This is a genomic window from Streptomyces sp. TLI_053 (assembly GCF_900105395.1).
Taxonomy (GTDB): domain Bacteria; phylum Actinomycetota; class Actinomycetes; order Streptomycetales; family Streptomycetaceae; genus Kitasatospora.
Map to the genome: position 1 here is coordinate 1,203,600 of NZ_LT629775.1, position 25,524 is coordinate 1,229,123.

The window sequence follows — 25,524 nt, forward strand, 5'->3', positions numbered from 1 at the left end:
TCCCGTCGGGTGACCTGTCGCCCGGCCGCGGCCCGGTCCGGCGGGCCCGGCTGGCAGGACGCCCGCGCGGGCGGTGCGATGGGGTCATGGACGACAGAGCCGTGGGAACAGCGGACGGGCACGGCGCGGACCGCGGTGGACCCGGCGGGCGGCGCGGGGGACCGCGGTGGGCCGCCCTCCCCCCGGCGACCGGGGCGGCGGTGATGGCGACCGGCATCATCTCGATCGGCTTCCACCTCAGCGGCTTCGACGCGCTGTCGGCCGCCGCGCTCTGGATCGCCGCACTGCTCTGGCTGCTGCTCGCCGCCGCCTTCGTCGCCCTGCTCGTCGGCGACCGGAGCGACTGGACCGCCCGGGCGCACACCCCGCCCGCGCTCACCGCCGTGGCCGCGACCACCGTGCTGGGCGTCCGGCTCGACCAGCTCGGCCGGACGACGGCGGCGGAGGCCCTGCTCGCCCTGGCCGCCGCGGCCTGGCCGGTGCTGCTGACCTCCGTACTGCGCCACCTTGGACGCCGGTTGCCCGGCGGCGCCTTCCTGATCTGTGTCGCCACCCAGGGCCTGGCCGTCCTGGCCGCCACCCTCGCCCCGCACACCGCCGACTGGCTCGCCCGGGCGGCCCTGGCGCTGTTCCTGCTGGGGCTGCTGCTCTACCTGGACGCGCTGCTGCGCTTCGACCTCCGCCAGGTGACCGAGGGCGCCGGTGACCACTGGGTGGCCGGCGGCGCCCTGGCGATCTCGGCCCTGGCCGGCTCCAAGCTGCTCGCCTCCGGCGTCTGGAGCGGCGGCGCGCACACGGCGCTGCGGGTGGTCACGCTGGTCCTGCTGGGGATCGCGCTGCTCTGGTACGCCGTGCTGGCCGTCGCCGAGCTGACGCACCCCCGCTTCCGCTACGACCTGCGCCGCTGGTCGACCGTCTTCCCGTTGGGCATGACCTCGGTGGCCTCGCTGTCGACCTCCGCCGCCGCCCGGGTGGAGTGGCTGGACCCGCTGGGCCGGGCACTGCTCTGGGTCGCGGCGACGGTGTGGCTGCTGGTCGCGTTCGGCGCGCTGCGCACCCTGCGGCGCGGCCGGCGGCGCCCCTCCGCCGGGGCCGGTACGGCTCCCGGTCCCGGTCGCGACCGGGCTCTCCCCGTCCGGGACGACTGACCCCCCGACCGATCACCCCCACCGATCACCCCCCACCGATCACCCCCCACCGATCATCCCGACGGACCGTCAAGACCGACCGCCACGGACCCGCTCCCGACCGGGCGTCCCACTCACACGTCCCGGTCCCGGTCGCCGCACCCGCGCCCGTGTCCGCGACCGGGTCCACCTCGTTCTCCTCGCCCACGAGTCCGGCCCGGTCCCGCCGGCCGCCGGTCCGTCGACGGACCGGCGGTGACAGCGGGTCGGCCCCCCGGCGCGGGAGCCACGGGGGCTCAGTTCACGGCGTAGGTCACGTAGTAGACGGAGCCCTCGACGTCGGACTTGGCGAGTTTGGCGATATTTCCCCTCCCCTGCTCGTCCTCGCGGATCTGGACGGAGCCGAGCAGGTCGTCGCTGGACACGGAGTCGTAGTCCCAGAGCGAGAGGTTCTGGGCGAAGGAGACCGGAACGTCGATGCCCGGCTGGGCGGACTGGCCGGCCTGGATGCTGGTGGTCTGCTCGCCGCCGGGCCAGATGCTGCGGTCCAGGCCGCCGGCGGTGTCGGTGGTGAGGTACAGGTCGTCGGGGTCGGAGCGGGCGGTGTCGATCATCTGCACGGCCGAGGGGATGCCGCGCACGATGGACTCCAAGGACCCCAGGCCGAGCTCGTCCAGCGGAATGGACTCGGCGAGGTTGGCGATGGCTTCGTTGACCCCCACATCGGTACCGGTCGCGGCGTGCAGGCACCACACGTCCCGGATTGTCGCGGTCGCGGTCATGACGGCCTCCTGGGTCGACTTGATCGGGTCGGCTCTCATCGAGCGTCGAAAGGATCGAAAGGAGACGAATGACGGAATGCGACCATTGTCGCTCCGATCCGGGAACACGGTCCACTCCTCACGGTGACAAGTCCGAGGGGCGCAAAGAATCTCACGGAAAGTGTTGGAGCACCCGCGGGCTCGGGAATAGAGTGGGTCACATACCCGACAACTTTCCCTGCCGGGAGTTCTTTCCCGCAGGTCGACCCGCTGTTGAGGAGCTGGGTCCGGAATGTCCCGGACCATTGCCGTCGGGCCCGGAACCGGCGCTTCATCAGATCGGCAGCGCTTCGTCCCATCGGCGCGACCGATTCCCCTCGGGGGCGGTGCGGCATTCCACGGTCCGATCGGTGGCGCAGTGCCACCGGCGCGGCGTTCCCGCATCGATCACCATCCGTGGCACGGGCCGTGAATTGTCACTGCCCGTGATATTTCCCGGCCATTCTCCCGGATTCGCCGCGAGGAGTCCGCCATGCCCCAGCTCAATCCCTTCCCCCACGACGGCGAGGGCGGACTCGGTCCGTCCGCCTCGGCCAAGGGCTGGCACCAGGGGTACGTCGCCGCGGTGAGTTCGCCGTCCGCACCGCCCCGGACCCCGCTGGTGCGCAGCACCGAATTCATGGACGCGTTCGAACTGGGCGCGGCGGCGGGCCGGGCGGACGGCCTGGCCGAGGGCTGGCGCTGGCGGTACTTCGGCGAGGACGCGCGGACCGGCGACGACACCGGGCAGGGACCGCAGCCGGCGCAGAGCCCCGCCGAGCCGGTGAACGCCGGGGAGGGCGGACCGGCGCGGGCGGACTACCCGCTGGCCTGGCACTGCGTGGGCGCGGCGGCGCTGCGGGTGCTGCTGGAGCAGTTCGCCCCGGGCTCCGACCGGGAGTTCCCCGGCCTGCGCCTGGACCGGGCCTGCGCCGACAAGGGCGTGCTCGGACTGTACCTGCCGGTCCGGCTGGTGCCCCGCGATCCCCCGGCCGAGCCGACCGGCGACCCGCTCGCCGATCAGGGGTACTGGCACGGCACCGCGACCGACTCGCTCGCCGACGCCGCGGCCGAGGGGCCGGACGGGCCCGACGCACCGGCCACCCGGGCGCCGGCCTTCCTCGGCCTGGTCCGCTACCGGCCCGCCGGGGAGCACGACTTCTGGGACGTCCTGCCGGCCGGAGGCCGGATGCCGCCGACGCGCGGCTGACGAGGAGCGAGGTGTGCCATGGGCGTCCTTCCGGGGCTCGACCTGGAGAAACTGGCGGACGGTGTTCTCCCGGACACGCTGAAGATCGACCTGCCCCTGCCTCCGGTGCGGTTGCGCGGGCAGCTGGACCGCAAGGGCACCAAGGAGCTGTCCGGCGTGCTGAGCGCGGCGATGCCGGTCACCACGGTGACGGCGTTCGGTCAGATCTCGCTCGGCCGGCCGCCGGCGTTCATCGTGCTGATGGGCGCGACCTTCCCCGAGCCCGGGCTGCAGATCGGGCTGGGCTTCGCGGTCAGCGGCATCGGCGGGGTGGTGGGCGTCAACAAGGCGGTCGACCGGGACACGCTGCTGGCCTGCATCGCCGACGGCACCGCCGGCGAACTGCTGTTCCCGCCCGACCCGGTGGAGGCCGCGCTGCGGGTGGTCCCGCGCCTGGCGTCGCTGTTCCCGACCGTTCCGGGGCGGCTCGTGGTCGGACCGATGTTCCGGATCTCCTGGGGCGGCCGGATGGTCGACCTGTCGGCGGCCGTGGTGGCGGAGCTGCCCGATCCGGTGCGGCTGTCGGTCCTCGGCATCCTGCGGGTGATGGTGCCCGATCCGGCGGCGCCGGTCATCGAGCTGAAGGCGACCTTCGCGGGCCAGTACGACACCGCCGAGCCGAGCGCCTTCCTGATGGCCTCGCTGACGGGTTCGCGGATGGCGGGCATCCCGCTCGACGGTGACGTCCTGGTGCTCAGCCGGGGCGGGGCCGACCCGCTCTTCGTGCTCAGCGCGGGCGGCTTCCACCCGGCGTTCCCGGTCCCGCGCGGGGTGCCGAAGCTGCACCGGCTGGCGATGGACCTCTCCCCCGCGCCGTGGCTCCAGCTGCGCTGCGAGGCGTACTTCGCGGTGACCAGCAACACCGTCCAGTTCGGGGCGAAGCTGTCCCTGGTCGCCGAGATCGCGGACTGCGGCCTGCGCGGGCAGTTCGCCCTGGACGTCCTGATCCACTTCAAGCCCCAGATGGCGTTCACCGCGTCGATGCGCGGCGCGCTGTCGGTCGAGGCGTTCGGCGAGACCCTGCTCGGCATCGCCTTCGAGCTGGTCCTGGAGGGCCCCACCCCCTGGCACGCGGTCGGCCGGGGCCGGATCAAGCTGTTCCTGTTCAAGGTGTCGTTCAACTTCGACCTGAGCTGGGGCGACGGGCCGCCCCCGCTGCCCACTGCCCGCGTCGACCTCGGCGGCGAGCTGGTCAAGGCGTTCGCGCAGCCGTCGGCGTGGAGCGTGCTGCCGCCGTCCGCCGCCGAACGCAGCCCGGTACTGCTCTCCCCGTCCGCGAACCGGCTGCTGGCCGAGGGGAGCCGGGTGCACCCGCACGGCCGGCTGGCGGCCCGCCAGCACGTGCTGCCGCTCGGGGTCGACATCGCGCGCTTCGGGAACGCGGCGGTCGACCCGCCGGAGCGGTGGGACATCACCGTCCCTCGGCTCGGCAAACAGGACGCCGAGGGCCCGGTCTCCGACTCGTTCGCGCCCGGGCAGTTCCTGGACCTGACCGAGGACCAGCAGCTGAGCACCGACGCCTACGCCCAGTACCGTTCGGGCGTCCGGCTCGCCCCCGACCTCTCGGGACCCGCCGACGCGGCCTTCGTCGGGGCGGAGCTCGGCTGGGAGACCAGGATCGTCCAGGACCCGGTGCCGATGCGCACCCACTTCCTGCGCATGGTCCGCTCCCACGCCCACGTCTCCGCCGAGCACGTGGCCGCCGCCGCCTCGATCCGCGACGCCCACTGGTGGCGGACCGCCGGGCCGGCGCTCCGGGTGGCGGCGGAACAGCCGCTCGCGGCGGTGTCCAGCTGGTCGATGACGCAGCTCACGGTCGCGGCCGCACCGCCCGGCGGCGGCACCGGGATACCGAACGCCGAACTGCGCGGCCTGCTGCGCGACCGCGCCGGGGTCCGGGTGGTGGAGGCCTGGGAGGCGAGACTCCGATGAGCGGCGACGACCTGGAGTTCGCGCCGTACCTGCAGAGCCCGCTGGCCGCGTCGATCGACCACACCGCCGTCGAACCCGACCTGCGGCCCACCTTCACCCTGTCCGGGCCCCGGAAACTGCCCGTCCAGGGCCCGAAGCTGCGGATGCTCGGCCCCGAGGGCGTGGTGGGCCTGGACACCCGGCACATCCTGCGCGTCGAACCGGTGCCCGGCAGCACCGACGTGGAGCCCAACTACCTGCCCTTCGTGGAGTTCGACCTGCCCGAGCTGCCCTGGCTGTTCACCCCGGCCGCCGCCGAGCACGAACGTCTGCGGCCCTGGCTGCAGCTGATCGTGGTGGAGGCCGCCGGGCACGCCGTCCGACCGGGCAACCCGCTGCCCGTCGTCGACGTCGGGATCGGCCTGCTGCCGCCGCTCGCCGACGCCTGGCAGTGGGCGCACATCCAACGGCCGGCCGGACAGCCGGGGCCGATGATCTCCCGGCTGCTCTGCCCGCGCCGGCTCCAGGGCAACACCGACTACCTGGCCTGCCTGGTGCCGTCCTTCCAGGGCGGAGTGACCGCCGGGCTCACCGGCGGCATCATCGAGATCGACCAGCCGGGCGACGCCTGGCCGTTCCCCGGCCAGGACGTCTTCCGGCTGCCTGTGTACCACTCCTGGGGCTTCCGCACCGGCGAGGAGGGCGACTTCGAGCAGCTGGCGACCGCCGTGGTGCCGCTGCGGCCGGAGGAGGCCGGACTGCTGGGCGGGCGGACCGTCGACGTCACCCGGCCCTGGCTGCACGGCGATCCGCTCGCCCCCGGCGACCCGGCGGCCGGCCGGCAGACCGTCACCGTCCAGGGTGTCCTCACCCTGTTCGACCCGCCGCCGGGCACCGTCACCCGGGCCGCGCTGGACGACTTCAGGACCAGGGTCGCGGCACACATCGACCGCGGCACCGAGACCGAGCTCGCACCGCCGCTGTACGGCGGCCACCCGGTCGCCGCCCGGACCGTCGAACCGGGTGCGACGGGCTGGCTGGCCGAGCTCAACCTCGACCCGGAGCGCCGGATCGCGGCCGCCCTCGGCGGCGACTGGGTGCGGGAGAACCAGGAGTTCCTGATGGCCCGGGCCTGGGACCAGCTGGGCGCCGTCCGGGAGGCCAACCGCAAGCTCCAGGAGACCGCCTTCTGCACCGCCGTCTCCGACTCGCTGTACCGGCGCCACCTGCAGACCCTCTCCCCCGGCGAGCTGATGGCGGTGGCCGCGCCCGTCGGCGACCGGGTCCGCACCGACAGCGGACTGCCGCTGCGGACCGAGGTCGCGGTCAGCCCGGCCCCGACCGCGATGGCCGACGCCGCCTACCACCGGCTGCTGCGCCGGCGCGGGCCGCTCGCCCGCCGCGCCTCCCTCGACGGCGACAGCCTGGCCCGGCGCACGATGACCGGCGCGCTGCTGCCCCCGCTGCCCGTGCCGCTGGTGACCCGGCCCGGCACCTCGCCCGCCTTCGAGGCCGCGGCCGGCGACGCGTTCGCGGAACGCGTCGACGGTGCCCTGCACTCCGCCGCCACCCGGCACACCACCGGGATGCTGCGCACGATGGCCGCGGTGGCCCCGGCCGCGCTGGCCAACGGCTTCACGGACCAGGCCGGGGCGATCACCGCACTGCTCGCCCCCTCGATCGGGCGGATGGCGGGCGGCCAGGAGGGATTCGCCGCGGACTCGATGACCGCCGACGACCTGCTGACGTCGGAGCAGCTGTTCGACTCCGGGACGGTCGCGCCGCTCGTCGGCGACCTCACCGGCACGACGGAAGCGCTCCCGGACGGCTTCGGCATGACGCTCCCCGCCCCGTTCACCGTGCTGTCCGGCCAGGAGTCGATGACCGACGACCCCGGCAGCCAACTGCTCCAGTACGGGGTGCCGATCGACCCGGACGCCTACCGGCAGCGACTGGTCGGCGCGCTCGACCCGACGCCGCTGCTGACCGCCCGGCTGGCGGACCGGATCACCGTGACCGGCGAATCGCTGGTCGCCCTGCCGGAACAGGTCACCGACCCGGTGATGGTCTGCCCGGACTTCCCCGCCGCGATGGCACTCGCGATCAAGGAGAGCGAACCCGACTGGTTCCTGCCCGGCATCGCCGCCGTCCCGGACGACCGGGCCGTCCTGCTGAAGGCCAACGGGCCGTTCATCGCCGCCTTCATGGTCGGCGCCAACGACGAGCTCAACCGGGAGATGCGCTGGCGCGAGTACCCCACCGACCTGCGCGGCAGCCCGTTCACCCACTTCTGGCCGCGCCCCGACGGCCTCGCCGACATCCCGCCGGTGCACGGCTGGGCCCCCGACGGCGCCCTCGGCAGCCACCTCGCCCTGGACGCCAACGACCTGGACGTGCTGCTGATCCGCGGCCGGCTGGTGCACCGCTACCCCGGCATGGTCGTGGCCGCCGTCCCGCCCGCCGCCGTCCAGGACCCCCTGCTCGCCCCGGACAGCTGGGTGGCGCCCGTCATGGTGCTGCCCGTCGACGAGCGGACCTGCGCCTACGCCTTCCAGCTGCCGTCCGGCCAGGACATCCACGACTGGTGGATCGTGCTCGCCGAGAACGGCCGACGGCTCCGGTTCGGCTACGACACCGCACCCGGCACCGGCCCCGGCATGAAGACCTGGGACGACCTCAACTGGGACCGGGTCCTCGTCGGCGGCTTCGCCTCGCTCGGCCGGCTGCCGGACGACCCTCCGGTGTCGGAGCGGGAGAACCCCCGCACCGCCGGGCGGAGCTGGAACTCCGCCGACGTCGCCCGGGTCACCCTGCAACGGCCGTTCCGTCTGCTCCGCACCGCCCGCAGCCTGATGGGAGAAGCCCCGTGACCAGCGAGATCGCCGCCGCGCACCGCGCCGTCAGTGACGCCCGGATCGCCCTGGACTGGTCGAGGACCGGACTCGCCGGCTACGAGAAGCGGGTACTCGCCCAGGAGACCGGTCTCGAGGCCGAGCACCTGGCCGCCGCCCAGGAGGCCGACGCCGCCCAGATCCGCCACCAGCAGGCCCGCGAGGCCTACCGCGACCTGGCGACCGCCGAGCCGCCGCTCTGGGCCCAGGACGGCTCCGACCCGCTGGTGCTCCTCCCGTTACGGCTGGAGACCGTGTACCGGGGCCTCGGCGGCCCCGAACCGCAGCTGTGGCTCCGGGCCTACCCCGACGACATCCACGTCGACTCCCACGAGACCGGCCTCACCGCCGAGGAGCGCACCGCCACCGAGGCCTACTGGCAGGAGGTCTGGGCCGCCGGGCCGGACGAGGAGGGCCGCGCGGACGCCTGGAACACCCTCGTCGCCACCGTCGGCCCCGGCCGGGCCTGCTGGGCCGTCCGCGTCCTGCACCCGCAGGGCCCCCGCCCCGGGACGCGGACCCCACCGGACGCGATCGCGCCCTCCCCGGAGCCCTGGGCCGCCGAACCGACCGTCGCCGACAGCACGTTCACCCGCGCCGCGCACAGCTACGTGCTGCCCGACCGGCTGGTGTTCTCCGGTTACGAGACCACCGGTGACGGCCAGATCGGCCTGCTCTGGCGCCAGGAGGGCGAAGCGATCGACGCGGAGCTCGACGTCGGCCCGGCCCCGGGCCGACCGGTGCCACCGCGCTGGCTCGGCGACTTCGACGAGGCCGTACGGGTCGGCATGGGCGTCCGGGTGCCGCTGGCCGGGCTGCGCACCGACTTCAGCCTGGTCACCGTGACCGGCGTGCGCGGCGGCGCCTCCGCCGACACCGCACAGCTGCTCAGCACCCTGCTGGAGGCCCACCGCTGCACCGACGGCCTGGCCGTGCTGCCCACCGGCACCCCCACCAACAACACCGACGCCACCCGCTCGGCCTGGCACCCGCGCACCCCACCCGCGCCGCCGGACCGCGTCGACGAGCAGCAGGCCGCCCTCACCCCCGACAGCACCCAGGCGGCGGCGCGGGCCGCGACCGCCCTCGGCCGGAGCGCCGCCGGCGTCCTCGCCGAGGTCACCGACGGACTCGCCGACGACGAGCACGAGCTGCTGACCCTGCTCCAGACCGCGGCCGGCGCCTTCTCCGCCGCCTCCAGCAACTGGCGCACCCTCGAGGGCACCACCCTGCCCGACCTCACCTTCCTGGTCTCGCACTACATCCACCACGTCCGCGGCCGGGGCCTGCTGCCGACCCTGCGGGTGGGCAACCAGCCGTACGGCCTGCTGCCCGTCACCTCGCTCGACCTGTGGCACGGCAGCGAGGTGGACCTGCGGATCCTCAACCACATCTCCGGCTTCCGGACCCTGGTCGAGTCGCAGGCCTTCCGCTCCCCCGGAGTCGGCGCGGGCGGCGACCCGGACCAGGTGATCAACGACCTGCTGCACCGGCTGCCCGCCTCCCGGCGCCTGCGGTACATGCAGCAGGACATCCTCGACGCGCCGTTCGAGCCGCCGCCGGACACCCCGATCGGGACCGTCCCGCACGACAGCCGGTTCACCTGGGCGCTGCCGCCCTCGCCGGACTTCGTCCCCTTCCCGGTGGAGTTCCTGTGCGACCAGCGGCCGACCCCCGAGATGGTGGAGCTCGCCCGGGCCCGACCGCTCCGCTTCATGTGGGGCTTCTGGCAGCAGGTGCTCCCCGGGCTCGCCTCGGGGCAGGGGGCCTCGCCGGAGCTCGTCGCCCGGATGCAGGCGCTGTCCGCCTCCACGGAGGCGATCAGCACCGGCCGGCTGGGGCTCTTCTACCACTACGCCACCAGCGTGATGTTCACCTACGCCTTCCACGTGGGCGAATTCCTCCGGGCCGGTGCGCCGGTGCCGGCGCCCGGGGTCGGGCTGAAGGACGGCGAGCTCGTCGCCGCCGCCGGCTTCGCGCCGCAGTTCCTCGACTGGCTCTCCCTCGCGTTCGAACAGCTCGCCGCCGCGGAGGACCTGTCGCTCGTCACCCCGCCCCCGCCCGGCCCGTCGGAGCCGCCCCCGCCCGAGGGAGCGGACCTGCCGTACGCCGACACTCCGCGCCTGGAACTGCTGCTCTGCGAGGCGCTGGACACCCAGACCCACCGGCTCGACGCGTGGATGTCCTCGGTCGCCCACGCCCGCCTCGCCAGGACCAGGGCCACCCGACCCGACGGCACCCATCTGGGGGCGTACGGCTGGGTGGCCGACCTCCACCCGAGCGCGGCGTCGCTGCCCCCGGAGGAACCGCTGCCCGGTGACGAACCGGGGCCGGTGCCCGAGGACGGCGAGGCAGGTGAGGCCGGTGAACCCGGTGGCTCCGGTGAGCCGCAGACCAACGACGGCTACCTGCTCGCCCCGTCCCTGCACCACGCCGTCACCGCCGCCGTGCTGCGCTCGGGCTGGCTCAGCCACACCGACCGCCAGGCCTTCGCCGTCGACCTCCGGGCCGCCCGGGTCCGCCGCGCGCTGGCCGTCGTCGACGGCGTCCGCTCCGGCCAGAGCCTCGGTGCCCTGCTCGGCTACCGGTTCGAACGCGGCCTGCACGACAACGGGCTCGACGCCCTCGTCGCACCGGTCCGGGAGGCCTTCCCGACGCCCCGGCTCGTCGACCCGAGCGTCCCCGGCAGCGACGAGGCCAGGACCGCGATCGCGGCCCGCGACGTCGTCGACGGACTCGCACTGCTGGCCGACTGGCGCGCCCACGGCCAGCAGCTGCAGGACGTCCTCGGCAACCTTCCCCCCGAGGACCTGCCCCTGCTCGACGCGGCCACCGCCCTGGTGCTGGAACTCGACGACACCCTCGACGCGGTAGGCGACCTGCTGCTCGCCGAGAGCGTGCACCAGCTGGTAGCCGGCAGCCCGCTGCGGGCCGCTTCCTCGGCCGACGGCATCACCCGCGGCGACCGCCTCCCCCAGGACTTCGAGGTGATCCGCACCCCGCGCGCCGCCGTCGCCCTGACCCACCGGGTCGCGGTGCTCGCGCCCCGGGCCCCCGTTCCCGGCTGGGACGCGACCCGGCCGCTCGCCCAGCTGGAGCCCGCCGTCGAACGCTGGTGCGAGGCCCGGCTCGGCGACCCCGGCGGCTGGCGGTTCGACTTCGGCGACCCGGCCGCACCGCTCACCCTCACCCTCGCCGACCTCGGCATCTGCGCACTCGACGCGGTCCTGGGCGCCGGGCCGGCGGGCGACCGTGACACCGACCCCGCCCAACAGGACACCGCCCTCGCCCGCCGCCTGCTGCGCCGGGCAAGCGCCCTGGCCGGCGCAGCCACCACCCCGCCCGTCACGCCGGCCGGCGCCGCCCGGTTCGCCGAACTGCGGCTGCTCTGCAACGCGCTGGCGGGCGTGCTCGCCGGGGCCGAACCGCTGCTCACCTCCCACCTCGACCAGGGGAGCGGCGACGACCGGGCCGGCGCCGACCTGACCGGCCTCGCCGCCCGGGTGGAGACCTGGCACAGCGCCACCACCAGCGCCCTGGCCAACCTGGTCGAACAGGTGAAGGTGCTGCCGGGCCTGGCCGACACGGTCTCCCGCACCCTGGACAGCCTCGCCGATCTCGGGATCACCTCCGCCTACAGCCTCGGCCCGCCGACCGACGAGGCCGGGATCGCGGAGCTGCGGAACCAGGCCGCCACCGTCCTCAACCGCTTCGCCGCCGACCCGCTCGCCCCGCTGCCCGGCCCCCCGCCCGCGGAACCGACCGCGGCACTCGGCTGGGTCACCGCCGTCACCGCCGCCGTCTCCTCGGCACTCGCCGGCACCCTGCCCGTCCTCACCGAGCTGCGCCTCGGCGGCACCCCGGCGGGCGACGCGCTCACCGCCGGGCCGCCGGAGGGCGCGGACGAGGACGGCACCGGCACCTGGCTGGTGCAGATGGAACGCGTCCGGCCGGCCGTCCGCGCCCTCGACGACGCGCTCGCCGCCGCAGAGGTCCTGGCCGACACCCCGCCCAGCGGAACGACCGTCGTCCAACTCCCCGCCGGACAGCCCTGGATCGCCCGCGGCCCGACCCCCGTGCCGTCCAGGACCAGGCCCGCGGCCCGCCACAGCGCGCTGCTGCGCACCGACGGCGCGCCCGATCCGGACCGGGTCGCCGGACTCCTGATCGACTCCTGGACCGAGTCCGTGCCCGAGCCGCCCCCCGCTCCTCCCGCCGACGCCCCACCGGCCGAGGGCGACGCCGAACCCGCCGTCGAGGAACTGGGCGGGCTGGCCTTCCACTACAACCAGCCCGACGCCCGCGCCCCGCAGGCCCTGCTGGTCGCGGTGCCGCCCGACCCGCTGCGCGGCTGGCGGATGGAGGACGTGCACGCGGTCGTCGAGGAGACCTACGCCGTCGCCCGGATCCGCGGGCTGGACCTCAACGACCTCACCGAGTTGCGCGGGCTGCTGCCCGTCCAGACCAAGACCCCGCCGCACCAGCTGGTCTGATCCGCCCGGCCCGCGAGGGCCCGCGGCCCGGAAGCCCGTCAGGAGGAGCCATGCCGACGATGTTCCGGTACGAGCCGGTACCCCGTGACGTCGGCGTCGAGGAGGCGCTGGCGGCCCGGATCGGCGACGCCGCCCATCTGCTCGCCCGCCAGTACGCGTTCGGCGAGTTCGCCGGCGACGACGCCGCCTCGCCGGTCGACGTCGCACTCGCGCAGGAGATCCATCTGCTGGACGGCTGGCGGCCCGGCAGCTCCGGGACCGAAGGAGAAGGCGAGGGCGAAGGAGAAGGAGAAGGCGACGGCGAGGGCGAGGGCGAGGGCGGCTGGCAGCCGTACCGGCCGGGCCGGATGGTGCTGGAGGAACTCGTCGAGCAGGAGCCCACGACCGGACCCGACGCCAGGCTGACGCTGGCCGCCGGCCTGCGCTGGCGCCGCGAACTCGCCTCGGCCGGCCTCGCCGCGCTGCTCCCCGCGTTCGCCACCACCTGCCCCTGCCCCGTCGACGGGCCGCTGGCGCCCGCCCCGCTCGCCGCCGCCGTCCGGAGCCGGCTGCCCGACCCCGTCGCGCTGGCGCCGTGGCTGGCCAGGCTCGTGGACCGGGACGAGACCGCGGCGAAGGAGTTCGGCGCGGCCGCCCCCGACCAGGAGGCCCTGGCCGGCGCGGCGGCGCGCTGGCTGGACTGGTGGGCGCCGCGTGCGCCGGACGGGGCGCCCGACGGCGCCGCCCCCGCACCGCCCGCGCCCCCCGCCGCCTGGAACCCCAACCGCCTCGAATACGCCTTCGCGGTGCGCTCCTCCACCGTCCCCGAGCTCGAACTGCGGGCCCAGGAGTACCCGGGCGGCCACCTGGACTGGTGGGCCGTCGACGCCCTGCCCGCCGACATCCCGGTCACCGAGGCCGCCGTGACGCGCGAACAGCGCGCCGTCGTCCCCACCCCGGCGATCTTCGGCGGCATGCCCGCCTCCCGCTACTGGGAGATGGAGGACGCCAGGATCAACTTCGGCGCCGTGGACACCAGCCCCGCCGACCTCGGACGCCTGCTGCTGATCGCCTTCACCACGGTGTACGGGAACGACTGGTTCTGCTGCCCGCTGCCGAGCCCGGTGGGCTCGCTCAGCCGGGTCGTGCACTGCTCGGTCACGGATGTCTTCGGCGGCGCGACGGTGCTCTCCCACGCCGCCCGGGAGGACCCCGAGTGGAACCTCTTCGGCCTCGGCGAGGACCGCGGCGGCGGGGCCATGGGCGGCGGCGCCGGGGACGGCACCGAACCACCGCCCTCCCCGTGGTTCTACCGGGCCGCCGCGCTGCCCGCCGGCCTGGAGAGCCCGCCCGACGAGTCCGTGCTGCTGCTGCGCGACGAGGCGGCGAACCTCGCCTGGGCGGTCGAGGAGACCGTCGGCGACCTGGCCGGCGAGCCGCTGGACCGCTACGCCCGCTGGGTGGCGGCCCTCCCGCCCCGCCCGACCCCCGAACCCGGCGACCCGCCCGCCGACCGGTACCTGCTCGCCACCGAGGTCCCGGGCCACTGGTACCCGCTGGCTCCCCAGCCGGTCGACCCGGCCGCCCCGGAGCAGATCCGGCTGCTGCTCGCCGGTCTGGTCCGCGACGAGAACACCCCGGCGCGCCCGCTCGGCCGCCTGCTCGGGGAGCAGCAGTGGCTGTTCGAGGAGGAGGTCCCGCGCTCCGGCGTCCGGGTGGAGCGCAGCCGCCAGTACACCCGCTGGCACGACGGCTCCGCCCACGCCTGGTCGGCCCGGCGCAAGGTCAGCGGCACCGGCTCGGGCTCCAGCGGGCTGCGCTACGACGTGCTGGAGCCCCCGGCCGACGAGGCGTGAGCCGCGCGCGGCAGTGTCAGGACCGGGTTCGACGCGTTCAGATCCAGCGACACCGGTCAGCCGGCCCGGCCACCGGCCGTCCACCGGACGCACAGGTGGTGCACACGGTCGGGAAGGATCACCGGAAGCGACAACGGGCCCGTCCGGTCCAGGTATTCGCGCACGGTCCGCTCGGCGCAGGGGCCGGTGAGGAAGCGCTCGAACCACTCCCACTGCGGCCGGCTCATCGGCCGGAACCGCAGCGCCGCCCAGAGCGAGTCCAGCGCCTTCGGGAGCAGCAGGTACGTCGTCGGCGCCATGAGACCGGTGATCTCGGCCGTGACGAGTCGGTCGCCCTTCACGCGACACCCTCCGCAGCGGCGGGCGACGGGGCGATCTCGCACCAGACGATCTTCCCAACCCCGGCTCTGGGGCAGCAACCCCACTTCTCTGACAGGGACTTGACGAGCATCAGGCCCCGCCCCGACTCGTCGTCCCGACCGGCGGCCCGGACCTCCGGCACACCGTCGGCCCGTGCGTCGTGCACCTCGATCCGCAGCCGGACCGGGTCGACGGAGAGTGCGAGCAGTACCCGGTTGTCGCGCGGGGTCGCGTGCAGCACCGCATTGGTCACCAGTTCGGTGACGAGCAACAGGCCGGTGTCGATGAAACGTTCGCCATCGACGGCGCCATCGAGAAGACGTTCGAGTCGGCGGCGGGCCTCGGCCGGCGATCGCCTGCTGCGCGGCAGCCAGCACTTGGCCTCGCGGGCCGCTTCGGAGAATCCGGACATGGGGGAGCCACCTTCCGAACACGGGGGTTGAACCGGGGCGGCGGCGCGGCCGCAGGCATGGGCATGCGCACCGGTCAGCCGCACAACGCAAGAAGAGTCCGGCGGCCGACAGGAGAGTCACAGCTCGTCATCGGCTCGCTACGCACAGCATGGAGTACTGGTCGAGCTGCAAGCAAGTCATGTCGAGCAAATATGAAAACTTTCACTGATGCCCACAAGGTGGCACGTCTAGAGTCGAGTTGGCGGTGGCGAAGCACCGCCACCGCCGTGCACACTGGACTACGCACCACTCAGGAGGGGCTACACAGATGGCAGTTGCAGTACCGGCCGTGCGCTACCGGCGCATCGCGGCAGAGCTGCGGAGGCTTCGCGAGCTCAGGAACCTCTCGGCGGAGGAAGTCGTCGCCCAGGTCGACGGCGTCAACCTGGTGAAGCTGAGCAGATACGAGAACGCCCGGGTCCAGCTGAAGCCCGACGTGGTGCGCGCGCTCCTGGACTTCTACGAGTGCGAGCCGGACCTCAAGGAAGTCCTCGTCGAGATCCTGCGAGACAAGCACCGGCCGGGCTGGGCTGCTGGATTCGATCAGCTCAACTCGCTGTATCACGATCTGATCAGACTCGAAGAGACCGCCATCGGCAACAAGTCCTACGAGCCTTCCTACATCCCTGGACTTCTCCAGACGCGACGGTACGCACACGCCATCATCTCCAGTGGCGTGTTCACAACTCCCAGCGTCGAGGCCCGTGTCGATGTGCGGATCAATCGGCAGTCGGTTCTCACGCGCGCCGATGCGCCACTCAAACTGTGGGCGATCATCCACGAGTCGGCACTGACGATGAGAGCCGCAGACGGCCTCATGGCCGATCAGCTCGACAAACTCATCCAGTGGAGCGACCTTCCGAACGTCAGCATTCAGATCATGCCGGCGCTTGCCCCTCCACACCCCGGTATGAGCGGACCGTTCACGCTCCTGGAGTTCCGGCAGCGGGATCTGGACCTCGTGCTGCTCAGCGACATGCTCGCCAGCAACTGGGTGGAGAAGCCTGAGCACGTCGATCTCTATCGCGCGGCCTTCGACGAGATCATGGCGACCGCCCTCAGCCTCGGCGAGTCACTCAACATCATCCGAGAGAAGAGAGATCAGCTCAAGTGACCCACTATTCCGTCGCATCCGCCCTGCCTGTCGAGTGGAGGAAGGCGTCCGCAAGCAACCCGAACGAGAACTGCGTCGAGTTCGGGCGCTTCAATACGTCTGTGGCGGTCCGCGACAGCAAGGACCCCCACGGGCCCGCGCTCTCGTTCCCGGCCGATTCCTGGCTCGCCTTCGTCGCCGGCCTCCGCGTCGGCGACTTCACCGCACGCCGCTGAGACCGGCCGCACGCACACGGCGTCGGCCCGCACCGGGCGGTGCGGGCCGGCGCTACGACCGACGCTCCGGCAGTCCGGCGACGAGCAGCGCCGCCACGCTCGCCGCGGCTCCGACACCGACCACGGCCGGCCAGCCGCCGTGCGCCCAGGCGACCGAACCCACGAGCGAGCCCACGGCGATGCCAAGGAAGCGGAGGGTGAACCAGCAGGTGTTCAGGCGGCTGTGGAGCGCCGGGTCGAGGGTGAACAGGACACCCTGGCAGACGACCTGGTTGCCCCAGGTGCCGACATCGAGCACGACGACCCCGGCCGTCAGCCAGACGATCCCGCTCCCGCCGGGCAGCAGCAGCGCCCAGGCGGCGGCGGTGACGGCGACCGAGGCGAGCACGACGCGGCGGCGTCCGAAGCGGTCCGCCACGCGCCCGGCGGCCGTGGAGGCGAGGGCTCCGGCCACGGCGACCAGGCCGAACAGACCGACGACGGTGGAGCCGTAGTGGTAGTCCTGCTCGAGCAGGAAGGTCAGCGCGGTCCAGAAGGTGCCGAAGGAGACGCCGACCAGGCCGCCGGAGAGGGTGATGCGGCGGACCTGCGGACTGGTGGCGAAGAGCCGGGGCACCGAGGCCAGCAGCTCGCGGTACGGCAACGCCCAGGCGGGCGGGGCGGTGAGCGGCCCGGTCGGCAGTGCCCGACGCAGCACCAGGGTCAGCAGCACGGTGAGCACGCAGGAGCACCCGTACACGGCGCGCCAGCCCGCCGCTTCGGCGAGGGCCCCGGAGTACGTCCGGGAGGCCAGCACCCCGATCAGCAGGCCGGCCTGGACGGTGCCGACGGTCCGGCCGGGGTCCCGGCCACCGGCCAGGGCGACGGCCAGCGGCGCCACCAGTTGCGGGACCGGGGAGAGCAGGCCGAGTGCGAGGGCCGCGACGACCAGCAGACCCGCCGTCGGGGCGAGCGCGGAGGCCGCGAGGGCAACGGCCGAGGCCGCGCACAGGCCCAGGATCAGCCGCCGCCGGTCCCGGCTGTCGCCGAGGGGAACGATGAGCGCGATACCCGTGGCGTAGCCGATCTGGGTGGCGGTCGGCACGGCACCCAACGTCGCCGGCGGGACGTGCAGTGCGGCGGCGGCGCTGCCCAGCAGCGGCTGTCCGAGGTAGATGTTGGCGGCGGTCAGGGCGCTGGTCGTCGCGAGCAGCGCGGTGGTCCGTCGCGGCACACGGACCTCACGGTCGTTGTCGATCACGGGACGAAACGCTACGGAGAGCCACCTGTGGCAAGCTTTCGCCGATCTGCCGTCCCCTGTCGAGAGTGCGCCAATGCATGGCAAGAGCGAGAACCGCGACGACTACCAGCACGTGCCGCGCCCGCTGGCGGCGATGGCGCGCGACCTGCCCGACGGCCACCACATCCCCCCGCACCACCACCGCCGGGCCCAGCTGATCTACGGAACCAGCGGAGCGATCACCGTCGTCACCGACCGGGGGACGTGGGTGGTTCCGGCCACCAGGGGCGTCTGGGTCCCGGCCGGCGTCGTGCACGCGATGACCTGCACCGGGCCGGTGCGGATGCGCACGCTGTACCTCGAACCCGGCGCCGCGGCCGGCCTGCCCGACACGCCGACGGTCGTCGCGGTGCCGCCGCTGCTGCGCGAACTCGTCGACGCCGCCACCCGCATCCCGCTCGACTACCGGGTCGACGGCCGCGACGGCCGCCTCGTCGACCTGCTGCTGCTCGAACTCGCACCGCGACCCGTCCCCGCCCTGCACCTCCCGGTGCCGACCGACCCCGCCCTGGACGCACTCTGCGCGGCGGTCCGCGCCGCCCCGGGCGCCCGCTGGACGACCACCACCGCCGCCGCCCACGCCCATCTCAGCCCGCGCAGCCTCCAACGGAGGTTCCCCGCCGCGACCGGCACGACCTTCTCCCACTGGGTCCAGCAGGCCCGGCTGATCCACGCCGTCACCCTGCTGGCGGGAAACACGCCGGTCACGGCCGTCGCCTCCGCCCTCGGCTACGCCACCCCGAGCGCGTTCACGGCAATGTTCCACCGTGCCCTGGGCGTGCCGCCGAGCGGCTGGTTCGAGGCCGGGGAACCCGCCGGGGAGCGCCGCACCGACAGCTGAGGCCGCCCCGGCGCGCCCCCGGGACCGACCGCGGGCGGACGCGGTACTCATGGGCTCCCGGAGCGAAACGGAGCACGCGCATGCCCGACATCCAGTCGATCGAACAGCAACTCAAGCGCCTACGAAATGAGTTGGCACCGCCGGCCGAAGAACCGCCCGCCCTGGTGACCGAGTTCGCGACCGGACGCGGGCGGCTCGGCACCCTCGCCGCCCTCGCCGCACAGCAGCAACGGATCATCGCCTCCGACCGCCGCAGCCTCCTCCTGCTCGCCACCCGTTGCGCGGACGCACCCCTGGGTGCCTGGTTCGCCGGCCTCGCGGACGGGGAGAGCGCGGCCCTGCGCACCGTGCCCGCCCTCGCGGCCGCCTGCGGACCGCCCGGAGCCGCGGCGGAACCCCTGCCCGGCTGCCAGGCCTACCCCTCCTACCTCGCCTGGCTCGCCCTGAACGGCCGCCCGCCCGCCGTCGCAGCCGCCCTGGTCGCCAACTTCACCGCCTGGGGCGGCTACTGCGCTTCGCTGGCCGGGGCGCTGCGCCGCTTCCACGGCTTCGGCGAGGAAGCCTGCGCCTTCTTCGACTTCTTCGCCCAACCCCCCACCGCGCTGGAGCGGGCGGCGGCCGAGGCGCTCGGTCCGGTGGGTCTCACCGGCCCTGACCCGGCCGCCGCCCGCGAGTACGGCCGACTGCTGCAGAGCTACGAGGCGATGTTCTGGCGCACGCTGGCCCAGCACCCCTGAGGTTCTGACGCACGCCGACCCGGCACCCCTGAGCCGGGTCAGGCCTGCCAGTGCGGCTTGCCGCTGACCATCCGGCAGGTGATCACCCGGCCGCCGGCCTCGTGGGTGGTGCGGCCGAGGTCGGCGTCGCGGCAGAACTGGCCGGCCTTGTAGCAGTTGCCCGCGTTGGACTTGATCTCGCAGTCACCGGCGGCGGCCGCCGGCTTGGTCTCGACGGGCTTGGGCTCGGCCGGCACCGGGTCGGTGGGCGGCTGGGCGGTGGTCGCCTTGGGCTGGGGCGCGGCCTTGCTGGGCGTCGGCTGGGCCTTGGGCGGGGCGGTGGTCGGGACGACCGGGACGACCGGCGCCGGGTCGGCGGCCGGCTTGGTCGGTTCAGGTACGACGGCGGTCGGCGCGGGCGCCGGGGGCGGCGTCTGGACCGGCGCGGCCGCCGGGGCGGTGACGGCCGGGGCGGCCGCGGGCGGGGTGGTGACCGCGGCCGGGGCGGCGGGGGTGGTGGCGGGGGTGGTGACCGCGACGGTGGCGGTGTCGGCCGCCGTCGGGTCACAGCCCGTCAGGGCGAGACCGACCGTGAAGACGAGTCCGGCGACGGCGGCCAGGCCGCGACGACCGCCGCGCATCCGTGAAGGCATGGACGTGAACGCTCCGTTCCACTTGAAAGAGGATCGCGAGTCAATCAGTCCTGTCACACGGTCTGTACATACTTCAAACACTTGTAAGCAGATCGAGACCTGGCCATCACTCAGCGTCGATCAACCGGCCGGCCCCGATCACGCAGCGCCGGACCCCGCGCCCGCGCTCAGTCCGTCGGTGACGAGCGGCGCTCGAAGACCTCCGGGCGGGCGAGGTCGAGCGCCGTGGCGAGCGCGCCGAGCAGGACCGCCTCCTCGCCGAGGCGGCTGGCGGCCAGCGTGGGCCGCATCGGCGTGAGGCGGTGCAGTGCCTGGCCGAGGGGTTCGAGCAGCAGGTCCGCGCTGCCTCCTATACCGCCGCCGAGCACGATCAGGTCCGGATCGAGGACGGCGGACACCACGGCGAGGGCGTAGGCGAGCTGGCCGACCGCACGGTGCACGGCGGCGGCGGCGAGCGGATCACCGGCGCGGGCCCGGTCGAAGACCTGCTTGGCCGTCAACGGGCCCGTCATGCCGAGTTCCAGCGCCGTCCGGACGACCGCCTCCGCCGCGGCGACCTGCTCCACGGTCCCGCCCGGGGTGCCGTCGGGGTGCGGCGGGAGCGGCACCATGCCCACCTCGCCGAGGGCGCCGTGGGCACCGAGGAGCGGCTCGCCGTCCTTGACCACGCCGACACCGAGGCCCGTCCCGGCCACCAGGTAGGCGAACATCCGGCTGCCGCTCCCCCGCCCGGCGCCCAGGGTGTACTCGCCGAGCGCGGCCAGGTTGGCGTCGTTGCCGACGGTGATCGTGGTCTCCAGCCCGGCCGCGATCCGGTCGAACAGCCCGGGTCTGCCCCAGCCCGGCAGGTTGGTGGCGTACCGCACGCCCCGCCGCTCCTCGTCCCAGACGCCCGGGGTGGCGATCACGGCGTGCACGATGTCGGCCGCGGCGACCCCGGCCTCGGCGGTGGTCTCCCGGGCGGCGGCCACCACGGCGTCGGCCACCGCGTTCGCCGTCCGCCCCTTGTTCGGGATGTCACGGCGGGCCACGATGTCCCCGGCGAGGTCGGCGACGGCGACCCTCAGCCGGGCCCGGCCGATGTCGACACCGAGCACGTGCCCGGCGAGCGGGTCGGGCTCGTACAGGACGGCCGTGCGACCGCGCTCGGGGACGAAGCGCCCGGCCTCCCGGGCCAGCCCGGCCTGTTCGAGGGCAGCCAGCGCGGCGGACACGGTGGGCTTGGACAGGCCGGTGTCACGGGCGAGTTGGGCCCGCGAGGACGGGCCGCCGAGGCGCAGCCGTTCGAGCAGCAGCCACTCGTTGTTGCTGCGCAGCCGCTGCCGGTTCCACGGCTGCGCCGGCGTGGGGCCCGGCGGAACGGTGGTCGGCAGGTCGCGGCTCATCAGGTCCTCCGGTCTGGGGTCTTCTCCCGGGCACGACACGCCCTGGGCACCAGCCAGTATGACTCGTTGTCACGGCGCCCACCGGGGGGTTCCGGTCCCGGCCGCCGGGGCGGGACGCGCCGGCGCGGAGAACCGGCCTCGTCGGGAAGGGGAACGGCCCTCGTCGAGGAGGACGCACCGAGGAGAGCGGAACGAGAGGGGAAGCGCGGCGGGAGCGGTAGGCCGTCACACTCCTCTTGCCACTCTCAAGATATAGCGCAAGGGGGGCCTTGCCGCAAGGCCCCCGTCCTGCCGCACAATCAACGACCTGAACCCGTCCCGCACCCGAACGAGCCCCTTGGAGTCCTGCTCAGTGCACCAGCCCCAGTCGGACCAACGGATCGGAACCGCTGCCATGACCACCCCCGCCACCAGCGTGTTCGACCTTCCCGACCGTCTCGCCGCCAAGGCGGACCCGGCCCTGGTCGGCCCGGACGAGCGGCACTTCGCGGCCGTCGCGGAGAGCCTGGAACGGACGATCGCCGAGGCCTCCGACAGCCTCGACGCCGCTCGCCGCGCACCCGGCGGCGCCGGCCGGGCCGCGATGGACCGGGACCTCGAGGTCCACCGCCTGACCGGCCGCCTGCGCGCCCTGCGCCGGTTCGGGCTGGACCTGTGCCTGGGGCGGATCGTCCCGGCGGACGGCGCCGAGCCGGTGTACATCGGGCGCCTCGGTCTGACCGACGCCGAGGGCCGCCGGCTGCTGGTCGACTGGCGCTCGCCCGCCGCCGAACCGTTCTTCGCCGCGACCCACGCCGACCCGGCCGGCCTGGCCAGCCGCCGCCGCTACCGCTGGACCGGCGGGCGGATCACCGACTACTGGGACGAGGTGTTCGCCGCCGAGAGCCTCGACGGGCACGCCGCCCTGGACGACCAGTCGGCGTTCATCGCCACCCTGGGCGGCAGCCGTTCGGCGCGGATGCGGGACGTGCTGGCCACCATCCAGGCCGACCAGGACGCCGTCGTCCGGGCCGGCTCGCGCGGCGCGCTGGTCGTCGACGGCGGCCCCGGCACGGGCAAGACCGTCGTCGCCCTGCACCGCTCCGCCTACCTGCTCTACTCCGACCCGCGGCTCGGACACCGGCGCGGCGGCCTGCTGTTCGTCGGCCCGCACCAGCCCTACCTGGACTACGTCGCCGACGTGCTGCCCAGCCTCGGCGAGGAGGGGGTGCGCACCTGCACCGTGCGGGACCTGGTCGCCGAGGGCGCGGGCGCGACGGCCGAGCCGGACCCGGAGGTGGCCCGGCTGAAGGGCTCGGCGGACCTGGTGCGGGCGGTGGAGCAGGCCGTGCGGATCTACGAGGAGCCGCCGACCGAGGGCATGATCGTCTCGACCGACTGGGAGGACCTCCGGCTGGACCCCGAGGACTGGGCCGAGGCCTTCGCGGCCCCCGACCCGGGCACCCCGCACAACGAGGCGCGCGAGCAGGTGTGGGCGGAGCTGGCGGAGATCCTGCTGGCCAAGCTGGACGGCGGCGAGGACGTCCCGGTCGAGCTGTTCCTGCGCTCGCTGCGGCGGGACGGCGAGCTGGTCGAGGCACTGCACCGGGCCTGGCCGCTGCTGGAGGCCGCCGACGTGGTCGGCGACCTGTGGACGGTGCCCGCCTACCTGCGGCTGTGCGCTCCCTGGCTCGCCCCCGAGGAGGTCCGCCGGCTGCAGCGCGCCGAGCCGCAGGCCTGGACGCTGTCGGACCTGCCGATCCTGGACGCGGCCCGGCAGCGGCTCGGCGACCCGGCGGACGCCCGCCGCAGGCGCCGGGAGCAGGTCGCCCTGGCCGCCGAACGCGACCGGATGGCCGAGGTCATCAGCGACATCCTCGAGGCCGACCACGACGGCGAGGGTGCCGTCGCCATGCTGCGCGGCCAGGACCTCAAGGACACCCTGGTCGACGGCAGCTCCCTGCCCGCCGCCGACCCGGACCGGCTGGCCGGACCGTTCGCGCACATCGTGGTGGACGAGGCGCAGGAACTGACCGACGCCGAGTGGCAGATGCTGCTGCTGCGCTGCCCGTCCCGGAGCTTCACCATCGTCGGCGACCGGGCGCAGGCCCGGGAGGGCTTCACCGAGTCCTGGCCGGAGCGGCTGGCCCGGATCGGTCTCGACCGCGCCCGGGTGGCCTCGCTGAGCGTCAACTACCGCACGCCGGAGGAGGTCATGGCGGAGGCCGAGCCGGTGATCCGGGCCGCTCTGCCGGACGCCAACGTCCCCACCTCGGTGCGCCGCAGCGGGGTGCCGGTCACCCACGGCCCGGTCTCCGGTCTCGACGGTGTGCTGGCCGACTGGCTGGCGGCGCACGCCGAGGGCACCGCCTGCGTCATCGGCGACGCGGCCTTCGCCGCGGAGTTCGGTGCCACCTGCCGCGAGGAGTTCCGGGCGAGCGGCCGGATCCGGGCGCTCACGCCGCGGCTGGCCAAGGGGCTGGAGTTCGACCTGGTCGTCCTGGTCGACCCGGCGGGCTTCGGCGAGGGCGTCGGCGGCGCCGTGGACCGCTATGTCGCGATGACCCGGGCGACCCGGCAGCTGGTCGTGCTCACGGGAGCCTGACCGGGGCGCGCCCCGGCGGCGGGGCGACGGCCGTCCGTCGTGCCACCGCCGCCGGGGTGTCCGGGGCCGCCGCGTCGCCGCCGGACGTCCGGGGCCGCCGCGGCCGCGCTCAGGCCACCCAGCCGGCCGTGATCCCCTGGACGGCGGACCCGTCCAGGTCCGCGAGCTTGGCCCCGACGAAGGCCCGGGCCCGGTCCGAGGTCTGGACGCGGAACGGCGGCCGCTCGGCGGTGAGCGCGGCGACGATGCTCGCCGCGGCCGCCTCCGCGCTCTGCGCCTGGTCGAAGGCGGTCCTGGTACGGGCCACGTAGGCGTCCAGGGCGGGCGCGTAGGGTCCGGCGGCGGCGAGCAGGGCGGGCAGGTCGATGCCCTGACTGGCGACGAACTCGCTCGCCACGGCGCCCGGTTCGACGACCGTGACGGTGACGCCGACGGTCGCGGCGACCGGGGCGAGCGACTCCATGAAGCCCTCGACCGCGAACTTGGCCGCGCAGTAGGCCTCGTTGAAGGGCTGGCCGACCACGCCGCCGACGCTGGTGACGGTGACGACCCGGCCGCCGCTCGCGCGCAGGTGCGGCAGCGCGGCGCGGGTCACCTCGACCACACCGAAGAAGTTGACCTCCATCACCTCGCGGACGGGGGCGAGACCGTCCTGCTCGACGGTGCCGACCCGGCCGGACCCCGCGTTGTTGACCACGGCGTCCAGCCGGCCGTGCCGGGCGGCGACGTCCGCCAGGCACGCGGTCACGGAAGCGGCGTCGGTGACGTCGAGCCTGGCGATCTCGATCCGGTCCGCGACGCCGGCCGCCTCCGCGGCCTCGGTCAGCGGGCCGGAGCGGCCGGTGTCGCGCATGGTGGCGACGACCCGGAAGCCGGCGCCGGCCGCGGCGATCGCGGCGGCCAGGCCGATGCCGCTGGAGGTGCCGGTGATGAGAACGATCCGGTCGGTGGTGGTCACGGGGACTCCTTGCCTTGCCGGAGCCGCGGCCGTCGGGCGGCCGTGCCCCGGAGCGGGGACTGGCGTGCGGTGGTCCGCACGCGGTGATTCGCGTGCCGTGGTTCGCACCCGGCAACTTGTGTGCGTGCACACACACCCTAGAGGATGTGTGCACGCACACGCAAACAGGTAGGCTTCCGGTATGTCGCAGCGCACCGACCTCACCCTGGGCGACCTCACCGCCCGCGACCACGCCTTCTACGGCCTGGTCTGGGCGGGCACGACCCTGAGCGCCCGGGTCGACCAGGCCCTCGCCCGGGCCCACGACCTGCCGCTCTCCTGGTTCGAGGTGATGCTCTGGCTGCGGGGCCAGGCGGAACCGGTCGCCGCCTCCGACCTGGGCGCCAAGACCCTGCTCAGCCGCAGCCAGGTCTCCCGGGTCACCGACGCGCTGCAGGCCCGCGGCCTGGTCGAGCGCGCACCCTCCCCCACCGACGCCCGCTCCGTGCGGATCGCACTCACCGAGGAGGGACGACGGCTGTTCACCGAGGCCGACGCCACCCGCCGGGCGGCACTCGCCGAGGTCTTCGACGACCGCCTCGACGACGGCGACATCGCCGCTCTGGAGGCCGTCTGGGCCAAGCTCAAGCGCCCCGCCGGGGCCTGACCCGCCGACCCGCGC

General features: G+C 74.5%; 19 protein-coding genes. 12 read left to right on the forward strand and 7 right to left on the reverse strand.

All coding sequences use genetic code 11. The features are described 5' to 3' along the window. Window positions 1–203: 203 nt before the first annotated feature. Window positions 204–1,148, forward strand: coding sequence for a tellurite resistance/C4-dicarboxylate transporter family protein (locus BLU95_RS04510; protein ID WP_231978283.1), 945 nt, complete (start codon window positions 204–206; stop codon window positions 1,146–1,148). A gap of 275 nt (window positions 1,149–1,423) precedes the next feature. Here the strand turns inward: BLU95_RS04510 and BLU95_RS04515 are convergent, their stop codons facing one another. Beyond that, window positions 1,424–1,948, reverse strand: a complete 525-nt coding sequence (locus BLU95_RS04515; RefSeq protein WP_159424769.1) for a hypothetical protein — start codon at window positions 1,946–1,948, stop codon at window positions 1,424–1,426. Between the two features lie 472 nt (window positions 1,949–2,420). Here BLU95_RS04515 and BLU95_RS04520 point away from each other — a divergent pair, with 472 nt between their 5' ends. Genes BLU95_RS04520 through BLU95_RS04540 form a run of 5 tightly spaced genes read left to right on the forward strand, consistent with a single transcriptional unit; the run spans window position 2,421 to window position 14,306 of the window. Continuing rightward, window positions 2,421–3,137 carry a hypothetical protein gene (locus BLU95_RS04520; RefSeq protein WP_093858808.1) on the forward strand — a complete coding sequence of 239 codons (717 nt, stop codon included), beginning with the start codon at window positions 2,421–2,423 and terminating at the stop codon, window positions 3,135–3,137. A gap of 18 nt (window positions 3,138–3,155) precedes the next feature. After that, window positions 3,156–5,108 carry a DUF6603 domain-containing protein gene (locus BLU95_RS04525; protein WP_093858809.1) on the forward strand — a complete coding sequence of 651 codons (1,953 nt, stop codon included), beginning with the start codon at window positions 3,156–3,158 and terminating at the stop codon, window positions 5,106–5,108. Continuing rightward, on the forward strand, window positions 5,105–7,957 hold the full coding sequence (locus BLU95_RS04530) for a hypothetical protein (RefSeq protein ID WP_093858810.1): 2,853 nt from the start codon (window positions 5,105–5,107) through the stop codon (window positions 7,955–7,957). The genes BLU95_RS04525 and BLU95_RS04530 overlap by 4 nt, the downstream gene beginning before the upstream one ends. Further along, window positions 7,954–12,471: a hypothetical protein gene (locus BLU95_RS44950; protein ID WP_093858811.1), complete on the forward strand. Its 4,518-nt coding sequence runs from the start codon at window positions 7,954–7,956 to the stop codon at window positions 12,469–12,471. Before BLU95_RS04530 ends, BLU95_RS44950 begins: the two co-directional genes overlap by 4 nt. A gap of 50 nt (window positions 12,472–12,521) precedes the next feature. Next, window positions 12,522–14,306 carry a hypothetical protein gene (locus tag BLU95_RS04540; RefSeq protein ID WP_093858812.1) on the forward strand — a complete coding sequence of 595 codons (1,785 nt, stop codon included), beginning with the start codon at window positions 12,522–12,524 and terminating at the stop codon, window positions 14,304–14,306. 56 nt (window positions 14,307–14,362) lie between these two features. Here BLU95_RS04540 and BLU95_RS04545 read toward each other — a convergent pair whose 3' ends face one another. Both BLU95_RS04545 and BLU95_RS04550 read right to left on the reverse strand, forming a co-directional pair. Then, a complete protein-coding gene (locus BLU95_RS04545) occupies window positions 14,363–14,647 on the reverse strand; it encodes a hypothetical protein (RefSeq protein WP_093858813.1) in 285 nt (94 codons plus the stop codon). After that, window positions 14,644–15,078 (reverse strand): ATP-binding protein, encoded by a 435-nt coding sequence (locus BLU95_RS04550; RefSeq protein WP_093858814.1) that lies wholly within the window; start codon window positions 15,076–15,078, stop codon window positions 14,644–14,646. The genes BLU95_RS04545 and BLU95_RS04550 overlap by 4 nt, the downstream gene beginning before the upstream one ends. Window positions 15,079–15,386: 308 nt before the next feature. On the opposite strand from BLU95_RS04550, the gene BLU95_RS04555 reads away from it, so the two are divergent. Together BLU95_RS04555 and BLU95_RS04560 are read left to right on the forward strand one after the other, a co-directional pair. Continuing rightward, complete coding sequence (locus BLU95_RS04555; RefSeq protein ID WP_093858815.1) at window positions 15,387–16,232, forward strand: DUF5753 domain-containing protein; 846 nt, start codon at window positions 15,387–15,389, stop codon at window positions 16,230–16,232. Then, window positions 16,229–16,447, forward strand: coding sequence for a DUF397 domain-containing protein (locus BLU95_RS04560; protein ID WP_093858816.1), 219 nt, complete (start codon window positions 16,229–16,231; stop codon window positions 16,445–16,447). The genes BLU95_RS04555 and BLU95_RS04560 overlap by 4 nt, the downstream gene beginning before the upstream one ends. Before the next feature lie 52 nt (window positions 16,448–16,499). Here BLU95_RS04560 and BLU95_RS04565 read toward each other — a convergent pair whose 3' ends face one another. Next, window positions 16,500–17,687, reverse strand: a complete 1,188-nt coding sequence (locus BLU95_RS04565; protein ID WP_173862003.1) for an MFS transporter — start codon at window positions 17,685–17,687, stop codon at window positions 16,500–16,502. A 73-nt stretch (window positions 17,688–17,760) separates the two neighbouring features. On the opposite strand from BLU95_RS04565, the gene BLU95_RS04570 reads away from it, so the two are divergent. Both BLU95_RS04570 and BLU95_RS04575 read left to right on the forward strand, forming a co-directional pair. Further along, complete coding sequence (locus BLU95_RS04570) at window positions 17,761–18,567, forward strand: AraC family transcriptional regulator (RefSeq protein ID WP_093858817.1); 807 nt, start codon at window positions 17,761–17,763, stop codon at window positions 18,565–18,567. Between the two features lie 80 nt (window positions 18,568–18,647). Continuing rightward, window positions 18,648–19,304, forward strand: coding sequence for a transcriptional regulator (locus tag BLU95_RS04575; protein ID WP_159424770.1), 657 nt, complete (start codon window positions 18,648–18,650; stop codon window positions 19,302–19,304). 38 nt (window positions 19,305–19,342) lie between these two features. Here the strand turns inward: BLU95_RS04575 and BLU95_RS44955 are convergent, their stop codons facing one another. Together BLU95_RS44955 and BLU95_RS04585 are read right to left on the reverse strand one after the other, a co-directional pair. Continuing rightward, a complete protein-coding gene (locus BLU95_RS44955; RefSeq protein WP_286158617.1) occupies window positions 19,343–19,936 on the reverse strand; it encodes a hypothetical protein in 594 nt (197 codons plus the stop codon). A gap of 167 nt (window positions 19,937–20,103) precedes the next feature. Further along, window positions 20,104–21,321, reverse strand: a complete 1,218-nt coding sequence (locus tag BLU95_RS04585; protein WP_093858819.1) for an ROK family transcriptional regulator — start codon at window positions 21,319–21,321, stop codon at window positions 20,104–20,106. A gap of 394 nt (window positions 21,322–21,715) precedes the next feature. Between BLU95_RS04585 and helR the strand changes: the two genes are divergently transcribed. Continuing rightward, complete coding sequence (helR, locus tag BLU95_RS04590) at window positions 21,716–23,905, forward strand: RNA polymerase recycling motor ATPase HelR (RefSeq protein ID WP_093858820.1); 2,190 nt, start codon at window positions 21,716–21,718, stop codon at window positions 23,903–23,905. A gap of 109 nt (window positions 23,906–24,014) precedes the next feature. Here helR and BLU95_RS04595 read toward each other — a convergent pair whose 3' ends face one another. Then, complete coding sequence (locus tag BLU95_RS04595; protein WP_093858821.1) at window positions 24,015–24,863, reverse strand: SDR family NAD(P)-dependent oxidoreductase; 849 nt, start codon at window positions 24,861–24,863, stop codon at window positions 24,015–24,017. A 181-nt stretch (window positions 24,864–25,044) separates the two neighbouring features. Here BLU95_RS04595 and BLU95_RS04600 point away from each other — a divergent pair, with 181 nt between their 5' ends. Further along, window positions 25,045–25,509 carry a MarR family winged helix-turn-helix transcriptional regulator gene (locus tag BLU95_RS04600; protein ID WP_093858822.1) on the forward strand — a complete coding sequence of 155 codons (465 nt, stop codon included), beginning with the start codon at window positions 25,045–25,047 and terminating at the stop codon, window positions 25,507–25,509. The last annotated feature ends 15 nt before the right edge of the window (window positions 25,510–25,524 follow it).

What these genes read in the sequence shown, in the direction of transcription:
- BLU95_RS04600 (WP_093858822.1), top strand. Translation starts at nt 25,045, where the DNA reads ATGTCGCAGCGCACCGACCTCACCCTGGGCGACCTCACCGCCCGCGAC.
- BLU95_RS04520 (WP_093858808.1), top strand. Translation starts at nt 2,421, where the DNA reads ATGCCCCAGCTCAATCCCTTCCCCCACGACGGCGAGGGCGGACTCGGT.
- BLU95_RS04585 (WP_093858819.1), bottom strand. Translation starts at nt 21,321, where the DNA reads ATGAGCCGCGACCTGCCGACCACCGTTCCGCCGGGCCCCACGCCGGCG.
- BLU95_RS44955 (WP_286158617.1), bottom strand. Translation starts at nt 19,936, where the DNA reads ATGCCTTCACGGATGCGCGGCGGTCGTCGCGGCCTGGCCGCCGTCGCC.
- helR (WP_093858820.1), top strand. Translation starts at nt 21,716, where the DNA reads ATGACCACCCCCGCCACCAGCGTGTTCGACCTTCCCGACCGTCTCGCC.
- BLU95_RS04550 (WP_093858814.1), bottom strand. Translation starts at nt 15,078, where the DNA reads ATGTCCGGATTCTCCGAAGCGGCCCGCGAGGCCAAGTGCTGGCTGCCG.
- BLU95_RS04575 (WP_159424770.1), top strand. Translation starts at nt 18,648, where the DNA reads ATGCCCGACATCCAGTCGATCGAACAGCAACTCAAGCGCCTACGAAAT.
- BLU95_RS04515 (WP_159424769.1), bottom strand. Translation starts at nt 1,948, where the DNA reads ATGAGAGCCGACCCGATCAAGTCGACCCAGGAGGCCGTCATGACCGCG.
- BLU95_RS04530 (WP_093858810.1), top strand. Translation starts at nt 5,105, where the DNA reads ATGAGCGGCGACGACCTGGAGTTCGCGCCGTACCTGCAGAGCCCGCTG.
- BLU95_RS04525 (WP_093858809.1), top strand. Translation starts at nt 3,156, where the DNA reads ATGGGCGTCCTTCCGGGGCTCGACCTGGAGAAACTGGCGGACGGTGTT.
- BLU95_RS04540 (WP_093858812.1), top strand. Translation starts at nt 12,522, where the DNA reads ATGCCGACGATGTTCCGGTACGAGCCGGTACCCCGTGACGTCGGCGTC.
- BLU95_RS04510 (WP_231978283.1), top strand. Translation starts at nt 204, where the DNA reads ATGGCGACCGGCATCATCTCGATCGGCTTCCACCTCAGCGGCTTCGAC.
- BLU95_RS04555 (WP_093858815.1), top strand. Translation starts at nt 15,387, where the DNA reads ATGGCAGTTGCAGTACCGGCCGTGCGCTACCGGCGCATCGCGGCAGAG.
- BLU95_RS04570 (WP_093858817.1), top strand. Translation starts at nt 17,761, where the DNA reads ATGCATGGCAAGAGCGAGAACCGCGACGACTACCAGCACGTGCCGCGC.